The sequence below is a fragment of the Nostoc sp. UIC 10630 genome (assembly GCF_010747425.1).
Classification (GTDB): domain Bacteria; phylum Cyanobacteriota; class Cyanobacteriia; order Cyanobacteriales; family Nostocaceae; genus Nostoc.
The window spans coordinates 18,734-28,625 of sequence record NZ_JAAGOG010000103.1; the positions used below are offsets into that span (position 1 = coordinate 18,734).

Sequence of the window (9,892 nt, forward strand, 5' to 3'; positions counted from 1 at the left end):
CAAGAAGCCCATACCCTTAAGGGTTCATTAGGTTTGTTTGGTTTAGATGGTGTGTCGGAGCTATCTTTTGAAATTGAAGAACTTTTTAATGCAATAGATAACCTCGATCAAAAGCAGAAAGCACAGTTAGCTGAATTAACATTTAGTTTGCGGCAAGCATTAGAGCAATCATCACCTAAGACAGAGTTATCCAATGAAAAAATAAATCATAGTATTCTACCTCAGAAGCTTTTGCTATCCCAGCGATCACGGTTAATGATTGTGGATGACGATGCCCAACTATTAGATATTCTACGAGTCATGTTACAGCCTTGGGGTTTTCAGATTACATTATTGAGTGATTGTCAACAGTTTTGGCAAACTTTAGACAAGGTACGACCAGATTTGCTGATGCTGGACATCGAAATCCCAAAAATTAACGGCATCGACCTTTGCCAACTAATTCGCAACGATCTACATTGGGGAGACTTACCGATTCTAATGATTTCTGCCAATACAGATGATGAAACGATACAACGGGTGTTTATGGCAGGTGCAGATGATTATGTCAGTAAACCGATTCGAGCCGCAGAATTGGTAGCGCGGGTGATACGTCGATTAGAACATGCAAATGTTTTGAAAAAACTACGGACTTTGGGGGGCTAATCAGTAATGTTGGAGCGAATGTGGTTTCAGATAAACCTCTATGCTGTTGCAGTTTTGTCTGTTTTTGCAGCGACTGTTTTAACGCAGCTATTCCAGCCATTACTATTATCTATTTCTTTCACCTTCTTTTATGCTGCAATAGCTATTAGCGCCTGGTATGGCGGCATGAAACCAGGATTACTAGCAACAGTTCTTTTTATCCTATCAGTCAGCTACTTCTTTTTAGAGCCAATCCATTCGTTAGCAATTGCTGACCAAGGCAATTTTATCCGATTAAGTCTGTCTGTATTAGTTGCGTTTCTCATCAGTTACCTGATCTCAGAACAGAAGAATGCAAAATACCAAATTGAGCGGCTCAACAATCGCCGTTTACAAGAAAGCAAAGAACAACTGCAACTCGCCATGCAAGCTGCCGAAATGGGTATGTGGAATTGGAATCTAGTGACAGGAGAAATCACTTGGACTCCAGAACATGAAAAGCTATTTGGGTTCGTTCGCGGTACATTTGATGGTCGTTATGAAACATTTGATGCCTGTATGCATCCTCACGATCGCCAAGGAGTGAACCAGGCTGTTCAAAAAGCAATTTTAGAACATAGTATTTATGAGCATGAATACCGCATTATCTGGGCAGATGGCAGTGTTCATTGGGTTGAAGGTAGAGGACAAACTTTTTATAACAAAATTGGCCAGCCAGTGCGGATGACTGGAACAATAATAAATATCGACGAGCGTAAGCGAACAGAAACTGCCTTAATGCAGAGCGAACAGAAACTTCGGGCTATTTTTGAAGCTGAACCCGAATGCGTCAAAGTAATCACCACAGATGGCATTTTACAGAATATGAATCCTGCTGGTCTGGCGATGATTGAAGCGGATAATTTAGATCAGGTATTTGGACAGTGCATTTATCCACTAATTGAACCTACTCAACAACAGGCATTTTTGGAATTTCTACAAAAGGTAGCACAAGGAGAGATAGGCGCATTCGAGTTTGAAATTACTGGACTCAAAGGCACTCGTCGTTGGTTAGAGTCTCGTGCAGTTCCGTTGCTAACTCCAGATGAAGCAATGCCTTACGTGCTAGCAGTTACAAGAGATATTACTGAACGCAAACAGACAGAAATACAAATCAGGCAACTTAACGCCGAACTAGAACAACGGGTGGCAGAACGCACGGTAGAGTTGCAACGCAGTAATGATTTTTTGAATAGTTTTTTCAACGGAGCATCTTTAGCAGCGATCGGGTTATGTATTCACGACCGAGAAATGCGATTTGTCCAAATTAATGAATCCCTGGCAAACATTAATGGCTGTTCTGTAGAGGCTCACCTTGGGAAGACGACAACAGAAATATTGCCAGAACTGGCTTCTACCATTAATCCCCTTTTAGAGCAAGTTTTAATCACAGGACAGCCTATTCTCAACTTAGAAATTGTAGCTCCAGTGCCTAGCCAAGTTGGAGTCATGCGGTATTGGTTATCTTCGTACTTTCCAATTATATGGAGCAACAGTAGCACTCAAATAGTTGGAGTAGGATTAATTGTAATTGAGATTAGCGATCGCAAACGATCTGAGATGGCATTGTTCAAGAGTGAGCAGAAGTTTCGCGCCATCTTTGAACAAACCTTTCAATTCATTGGTCTACTGACAGTAGATGATACTCTACTAGAGATAAATCAAGCACCCCTGGATTTTGCTCATGTTAAGCGTGAAGCAGTAATTGGTCGCCCACTTTGGGAATTTCCGTCTTGGGCAGCTTCAGCCCAAACTCAAGAGATTGCGAAAACAGCGATCGCTCAAGCTGCTTCTGGTAAATTTTATCGTTCTGAGATCACTGTGCAAAGTTCAGATGGAAGCTACGCTACATTTGATTTCTCCGTTAAACCAGTTTTAGATGAGGCAAGTCAGATTGAATTGCTGATTGCAGAAGGACGAGATATTAGCGATCGCAAGCAAGCCGAAGCGATTCTCCAAGAATCCGATCGGCGTTGGCACTCGCTTCTTAACAACGTAGAACTGATTGTTGTCGGTTTAGACCAAAATGGCAATGTAGATTACATCAATCCTTTTTTCCTACAACTAACCGGATATACACCAGAGGAAGTTTTAGGTAAATACTGGTTTGATTATTTCCTACCACAAAGTCAAAAATATCCAGTACGGCTTTGCTTTGAGGAAGTGTTAGAAAAAAACTTCCATCCACATTATCAAAACTCGATTGTAACTAAACTAGGTGAGGAGCGGATGATTGCCTGGAGCAATACATTACTGCGAAATGCGAAAGGGCAGCCTATTGGTACTATTAGTATTGGTGAAGATATTACAGAACGTTATAAACTAGAGCGGATGAAAGCTGAGTTTATTTCGATTGTTAGTCACGAATTGCGTACCCCGTTGACTTCTATTAGTGGCGCACTAGAACTGCTATCAACAGGGTTAATTCAACCAGAATCAAAACGAGGTCAAGAAACGTTACAAATTGCTGCAACAGAAACTGACCGTCTCACTCGTCTGGTGAACGATATCTTAGATTTGGAACGCTTGGAGTTCGGCAAAATTAGATTGGAATATCAATCTTGGAATTTGGCAGAATTAATGCGTCGGGCAGTAGATTTTATGCAGTTAGCAGCAAATCAGGCAGGCATTACTCTGTCCGTCGAGGTTTTATCTGTCATCCTAGAAATTGATGGCGATCGCATCCTTCAGGTACTTACTAATCTTTTGAGTAACGCGATCAAGTTTTCCCCCAATAACAGCACGATTTGGCTGACTGCTGAGATTTGCAAAGCAGAGAAGCAGACAGAATTTCAAGGGACGGCTTCTTCTATTGGTGCAGTCGAATCCAGGCATCAAAACTTTTCCGAGCAAAGAGACTGTGCGAACGGAGGGAGCAAAGAAGGAGAACATTTTTATTTCCGTCATCCAATGGCTCCGTCACTTGATACCCTACATTACACTCCCTATATCCTCATCAGTGTGCGCGATCAAGGACGGGGCATCCCTATGAATCAGCTAGAGAGTATCTTTGAGCGATTCCAGCAGGTTGATGCTTCTGATTCGCGCAAAAAAGGTGGGACAGGCTTAGGATTAGCCATCTGTCGTAATATTGTGCAACAGCATGGCGGTCATATTTGGGCAGAAAGTGCTTTAAAACAGGGAAGTTGCTTTTACTTTACGTTACCTTTGATAGCAGAACACTAACAGAGCTATGCCAAAACGGATTCTGCTAATTGATGACGAAGACGGGGCGCGAAGAATCATTCAGTTTAGCTTGGAAGCGGCGGCTGGGTGGGAAGTTTTGACGGCAGCTTCTGGCGCAGAGGGATTGAGCATTGCAGCCACAGAACTACCCGACCTAATTTTGCTAGACGTAATGATGCCCGATCTCGATGGGCCTGCCACCTTTAGGCGATTACAGGAGAATCTGATGACACAATCGATCCCAGTGATTATGCTGACTGCAAAAGCAAGCTCTGCGGAACACCAGATGTTGGCAGAGTTAGGCATCGCAGGGATCATTACCAAACCGTTCAAAATACCGGCTTTAATTGCTGAAATTCGCGCAATGATGAGTTGGCAGAATTAAGTGCAGATTCGCTCCACTGTCACAAAATTTTCACACTTTAGATTTAACTTCAAAGTAGCCACCTAACCAATCGCAGAACAACAGTCAGTTGCGCGGTTGAACTGGTTGGTTTATTTATTCATTCATTCATTCATCAGTCTTGCAATTTTGTGTTCCATCAATCTTCTATCTCCAAAGCAACCCCACTAAACTCTAATTCGTCACAGGAGGTTTCGTTACGTGCCTGTACGAGTTGCACTAGAGCTAAAAGTCTCATATATCCAATTTATAGCTCTGGTGAAGGAGTTTTAGATGTGTTTAAAACCTTTCCAAATTATGATGCATTTCAAGGAGTAGCTGTCAATGTATTCAAAACTCAGAACTTAGAAGCAATTCGATCGCTCAAGAAGTTTCTAGCGGCTCTACCTAGCCCTAGTTATATTAGAATGGCACTGTTACAAGCAGTTTACCAGTTAGCAGAAGAAGATCCAGATGTCTGCCGATGGATTTTACAAAATCGCCATCATCTGGAACCTGAACTAAACCTAATGGAAGTCACACAACAAGTTGTGATTGGGCAATTACAAAGCCAAGGACTAAGGCTGAACCAGGATTTCAGGTTTACTCTCAATGGGCAGTTGGATGCAACTGAGTCAATTAATGCAGCACTATTAACAGGAGTTTCACGGTGCGATCGCCTATTAATCGAAGAAATTCTCTTCATTTGTTAGTCAGTTGAGCTTAAATACTGACGATTGAAAGTTACGTCTGATGTGAATTGAAAAATCCTGTTGTCCCAAAAAGCTTTCGGGGTTATCGCTCTTCCATCATTCTCAGAAAAAAATAATTTAATCATAAAACTGAAACTATTACTAAATCAAGGTTTGAAGCTTTATTTTCTAATAAAAATTCAAAAATTTAGCCAAAACCTGGAAAGTGGAGTTTTGTAAGTCTTGCAGCGATTATTTTCTTCAAGAGTGATGGAAGAAGGTTATACCAAATCTATGTGAGGCTTCATAGAATAATTCCCTTGTAAAACATGGAGTTTCAAGTCTTTGATTTTGTGCATATTCATAAAGAATTGCTAAATCATCAGTTGGTGGAGTATTTTCAAAGCACTATTGAAGTCACAAATAGTCAGGGCTGGATAAGTTTTACAATCTGTCTACTGTTAAGAGTATCAAAGTGAATGGCGTTATACTTTAGCTCACCTTCATAATTTGATTTAAAATATCATTACAAAATAAGAAGTTATGAAATCTAAAATTTCAGATAAACCTAGGGTATTGGTTGTAGATGATGAAGAAAACAATCGGAATCTACTTACTTTAATACTTGAGAAGAAAGGTTGGGAGGTAAGTCAAGCCCAGGATGGTAAAGAAGCATTAGAAAAGATATTTGAAAGACAACCAGACTTATTACTTTTAGATTATCATATGCCAAAGCTAACAGGAGGTAGAGTATACCAACATCTCCAATTACATGGAATCAAATTAGCGGTTGTACTAATTTCATCACACAGCGAGCTAGAGGAATTAGCCTCATCTTTAGGTATCACCTATTTTCTTCAGAAACCATTTGACATTTCAAAGTTACTTACAACAATTCAGTCCGCTTACCAGCACTCTCTAAGCTAAAGATAGTGTACTAACGCCTAAAATATAAAAAAAGTTTAAATGGGAATTGCTATAGTTTAAATACTCCTAATTGAAGTTTGATAGCAGCTATTAACGGTTTCTTGTATTCAAATCTCCTTTGGTTCACTTAACTTTACCAATTAGTTCACAAACCCTTTCAGGAAACCTTTGATTAATTAACGAATTACAAAATGCTTATTACTATGCCAAAATCGCTACGGAAAAATTACTCACAGCAATTTACTCATCAAATTCTTCAAGCAGATATTAATTTAGGACATCAAATGCAAGAGCGTATAGCAAAGCTTGAGCAAGCCTTGAAGTTTGAATCTATGCTGCACCGGATTAGTAAAAAGGTACTAGTTTCATTAGATGAAAACTATATCTTGCAGACTGCTATAAATGAGTTGGCGCTAGAATTAGAAACAGCTTGCTGCGCCACATTACTATTAAACCCAAAACCACAGATTTTCACTTCTCATTCTCTAGCTATGCCTATTATGCCAGTTTGTGAAGCTGAAATTATTTCACCAAGTAGCAATTCAGAAATTGACCAACAACTTCGACAAGGAAAATATGTTCAGTTCTGTCCCAATACCAGTTCAAATCAAGGCAGATATACACTGTTTGCTAGCCCAATAGTTAATAATAATGAAATTTTTGGAACTTTGTGGGTTATTTGGGATATATCAAAGATATTAGAAGATTCTGATATTTATGTAGTGCAACAGGTCGCAAATCAATGCGCGATCGCCATTCACCAGTCACGCCTTTACCAAGCAGCCCAAAAACAGGTAGAAGAACTAAAGCGGCTAAATGAGGTGAAGGATGACTTTTTGAATACAGTAACTCATGATTTACGAGCGCCCTTGTCTAATATGCGGCTAGCCGCCGATATGCTAGAGCATCAGTTGACTGAAGAAAGGCGCGTTTGTGGACATATTTCACAACAAAATTCTGCTTGTTCCAAAACTCTCAGTCATTTGAAAATCTTGCAGGCTGAATGTGAACGCGGTATTACACTAATTAATGATTTGTTGGATTTGCAACGTTTGGAAACGGAGAAAGAACCTTTAAATACAGATGCAATTAATTTAGAAGATTGGCTCCATTACATCATCCAGCCTTTTGAAAAACGCATTGAGCAAAGACAATTAGCTTTGAAACTTGACTTTGCTCCTAATCTACCAACGCTATTGTCTAATTCTGCTCATTTACAGCGTATTTTCTCAGAGCTTCTGCATAATGCCTGCAAATACACTCCTCCTCATGAAACAATTTCACTCACTGTTCTAGCCGAGTTAGAGCAGGTGCAGATATGCGTCAGTAATTCTGGTGTTGAAATTCCCAGCAAAGAACTACCTCGTATTTTTGAAAAGTTTTACCGGGTTCCCAGCAGCGATCGCTGGAAACAAGGTGGTACAGGCTTAGGTTTGGCGCTGGTGAAGAACGTAGTAGAGCATTTAAATGGTTCAATCGAAGTCGAAAGCAGAGATGGGCAAACGTCCTTTACGGTAAAATTACCGATTAGCCCTGTTATTTAGCGTTGACTTCAGTTAAGGGACTTTCAAATAAAAAAACACTCAACCACCTAACCAAAAAAATCTCTCAAACTCTCATTTCTCCGTGTCGCGACAGTTGCTTCTCCTGTCGGAGACGCTGCGCGAACAAGTTGGGGAACCCACCCAACGCACTGGCTTCTCTATGTCTCTGTGGTAGCCTGCGGCAAGCCGCTCCGCGTCTACGTTTATTTGAATAATTTATTTTTTGTAAGTCTCTAAGGATATTACTAAATTTTTATCTCTAGCAAGTGCCAAAAAGTTTTTGCTACTTCTCCATCTGTCTTTTAAATTTTATCTCCAATGACGCTTCAATCAGCCTTTTAGGGAAAACTAAACCATAGTGTAACAAAACGGGGAACAGTGACAAACGCTACTTATATTGTTTGTTTAAACCTTTTAGATTCATTTATCGACAAACTAGAAAGAGCCGTTTTTATCAACACAATATTGGGTGATCGCTCCCCGTTGCAATTGGCATTATCATTTCAATTGTAGTTTTGTTGCTCTGGCAGAGTTTACTAATATATCAGCACACTGAAATTACCCATTTAATTGCTCAAGAAGCGACGGCTGTCAAAACTGAGTTAAGCAGCCGACTTGACAACCGCATTCTCGCCTTAGAACGGATGGCGAAGCGGTGGGAAGCCAGTGGAGGTACTCTTCGACCAGTACGGGAAGTTGATGCAGCCTCTTATTTGAAGGATCTCAACGGCTATCAGGCCATCGAGTGGGTTGATTCTACCGCTCATGTCCGTTGGATTGCTCCTCTAAAAGGGAATGAGGCTACACTCAATCGGGATCTGAGCCAGAGTGCTGAACAACGAACTGCGCTCTTAACCCTGTTGTGTCACTACCGCGGTAGTATAAGGATGTAAAAAGCCCAGAACGAAGACACAGAGCATGGTAGAGCCTCGTCCACCCAAAGAAACCGTCAAATTTGTGGATGAATATTGTCTTTGGTATAAAAAGCTGTTTTCAGATGTCAGAAATTTTGAAGCGTTTAAGTATCTGCATATAGGATGTATTTCTGAATAAAAACGGAAAAGTCTACCTGAAATAGCAAAAATCGTCGGGCTAGATAACTATCAAGGACTGCACCATTTCTTAACTACATCATCTTGGGAAGTAGAACAGTTAAGAGCTTTGCGATTGTCACTAGTTTTAGAGGTACTAAAAGGTAGACCAATCATTTTAATTATTGATGAAACCGGAGATAAAAAGAAAGGCAATAAGACAGATTATGTGAAACGCCAGTATATAGGCAATCTAGGAAAAGTAGAAAATGGAGTTGTGGCAGTCACAGCTTATGGTGTGTTCTGTGGAATGACATTCCCACTACTGTTTGAAGTATACAAACCAAGAGAAAAATTAAAGCCAGGAGATAAGTATCTTACCAAGCCCCAAATCGAGGCAATGCTAATCAGAAAACTACAGTTAATGGGTTTCAAATTCAACTTGGTGCTGGCAGATAGTTTATATGGAGAGAGCGGGACGAATTTCATATCAGTGTTAGATGAACTTGAGTTAAATTATTTAGTGGCAATTCGCTCAAACCATTCTGTAGAGTTATTTCAAGGGCAGTACACTCAATACTTAAAGTGGCAAAGGTTTAAAAGGGTGTTCTCTGGTTTAAGCAGTGAGAATCGGTTTATTCGAGAAATAATTCACGGCAAACGTGGAGAACATAGGTATTGGCAAATTACTACAGACTGTGAAAATTTACCTGGTAACTCTACTTGGTATGTAATGAGTAAATATCCCGACATTACACCCAGAAAAGTTGGGAATTTTTATGGGTTAAGAACATGGGTAGAATATGGCTTAAAGCAAAGTAATGCAGGAGTTAGGTTGGGCAGATTATCGTTTTACTCGTTATGAAGATATTGAGCGATGGTGGGAGATTGTTTGTATGCTACCTTTTTTCTTGGATTTACCGTCAGGGGCAATCCACGACAGATAAGAGTCATTTTCCAGGACTTTCTCGACTGGAAATTTGACATTTTTAGGTACTCGTCCCAAATAATTACATTGTTGTGCAAGAGTTGCTTGTACCATTGCGTAGGAATGTAAGCCTCCATCCCACATTAATAACATTCCTGCTGTCACAGATCGCAGTAATTTTTTGACTCTGACTCGTTCACCTATCCGGTAAGGACACATCAGTGCATCAACAATTAAATGTGTCCCAGTTTCAATTAACAGTACTAGGCGCACTTTTGGGAAAGCCGCTCGCGTTCCTGGTCGTGTTCCTGGATATCCAAAAACTCTGGCATTCGATGGCGTATCCGGGACATCGAAAACTGTCCCATCTACTGCCATCAATCGCAATCCCCCTAAAAAAGCACCTCCGGTCTCAATTGTGGCTAGCGGTTTGACTATTAAATGAAATAGGCGGCTCATTACCCAGGGCAAACGCATCTTATTTACTAATAAAAACTAAGGGAGATTCCAAAATGACATAGATAATTGTAAAAATCGGT

Annotated in this window: 7 protein-coding genes and 3 pseudogenes; 9 read left to right on the forward strand and 1 reads right to left on the reverse strand. The window is 40.3% G+C overall.

What is annotated here, in order from left to right; all coding sequences use genetic code 11:
* From G1O98_RS40780 to G1O98_RS22120, 9 genes and pseudogenes are all read left to right on the forward strand, one after another.
* A pseudogene (locus G1O98_RS40780) lies at positions 1-156 on the forward strand (Hpt domain-containing protein); the annotation flags it as partial.
* On the forward strand, positions 148-645 hold the full coding sequence (locus tag G1O98_RS40785) for a response regulator (protein ID WP_345940576.1): 498 nt from the start codon (positions 148-150) through the stop codon (positions 643-645). The pseudogene G1O98_RS40780 and the gene G1O98_RS40785, both read left to right, overlap by 9 nt.
* 6 nt (positions 646-651) lie before the next feature.
* Entirely contained in the window at positions 652-3,849 is a 3,198-nt protein-coding gene (locus tag G1O98_RS22090) for a PAS domain S-box protein (RefSeq protein WP_163931838.1), read from the forward strand.
* A gap of 7 nt (positions 3,850-3,856) precedes the next feature.
* A complete protein-coding gene (locus G1O98_RS22095; protein ID WP_163931841.1) occupies positions 3,857-4,234 on the forward strand; it encodes a response regulator in 378 nt (125 codons plus the stop codon).
* A gap of 293 nt (positions 4,235-4,527) precedes the next feature.
* Positions 4,528-4,944: a hypothetical protein gene (locus G1O98_RS22100; RefSeq protein ID WP_163931844.1), complete on the forward strand. Its 417-nt coding sequence runs from the start codon at positions 4,528-4,530 to the stop codon at positions 4,942-4,944.
* Positions 4,945-5,466: 522 nt separating this feature from the next.
* Positions 5,467-5,850 carry a response regulator gene (locus tag G1O98_RS22105; RefSeq protein ID WP_163931847.1) on the forward strand — a complete coding sequence of 128 codons (384 nt, stop codon included), beginning with the start codon at positions 5,467-5,469 and terminating at the stop codon, positions 5,848-5,850.
* 203 nt (positions 5,851-6,053) lie between these two features.
* On the forward strand, positions 6,054-7,394 hold the full coding sequence (locus G1O98_RS22110; protein ID WP_163931850.1) for a GAF domain-containing sensor histidine kinase: 1,341 nt from the start codon (positions 6,054-6,056) through the stop codon (positions 7,392-7,394).
* 515 nt (positions 7,395-7,909) lie between these two features.
* Positions 7,910-8,287: a hypothetical protein gene (locus G1O98_RS22115; protein WP_163931853.1), complete on the forward strand. Its 378-nt coding sequence runs from the start codon at positions 7,910-7,912 to the stop codon at positions 8,285-8,287.
* A gap of 25 nt (positions 8,288-8,312) precedes the next feature.
* Positions 8,313-9,321, forward strand: a pseudogene (locus tag G1O98_RS22120) (IS701 family transposase); the annotation flags it as partial.
* A 2-nt stretch (positions 9,322-9,323) separates the two neighbouring features.
* On the opposite strand, the pseudogene G1O98_RS22125 reads toward G1O98_RS22120, so the two are convergent.
* Positions 9,324-9,815: pseudogene (locus G1O98_RS22125) on the reverse strand (transposase); the annotation flags it as partial.
* Positions 9,816-9,892: the final 77 nt, after the last annotated feature.

Coding starts and splice junctions, on each gene's coding strand:
- G1O98_RS22090 (WP_163931838.1), top strand. CDS start 652: ATGTTGGAGCGAATGTGGTTTCAGATAAACCTCTATGCTGTTGCAGTT.
- G1O98_RS22095 (WP_163931841.1), top strand. CDS start 3,857: ATGCCAAAACGGATTCTGCTAATTGATGACGAAGACGGGGCGCGAAGA.
- G1O98_RS22105 (WP_163931847.1), top strand. CDS start 5,467: ATGAAATCTAAAATTTCAGATAAACCTAGGGTATTGGTTGTAGATGAT.
- G1O98_RS22110 (WP_163931850.1), top strand. CDS start 6,054: ATGCCAAAATCGCTACGGAAAAATTACTCACAGCAATTTACTCATCAA.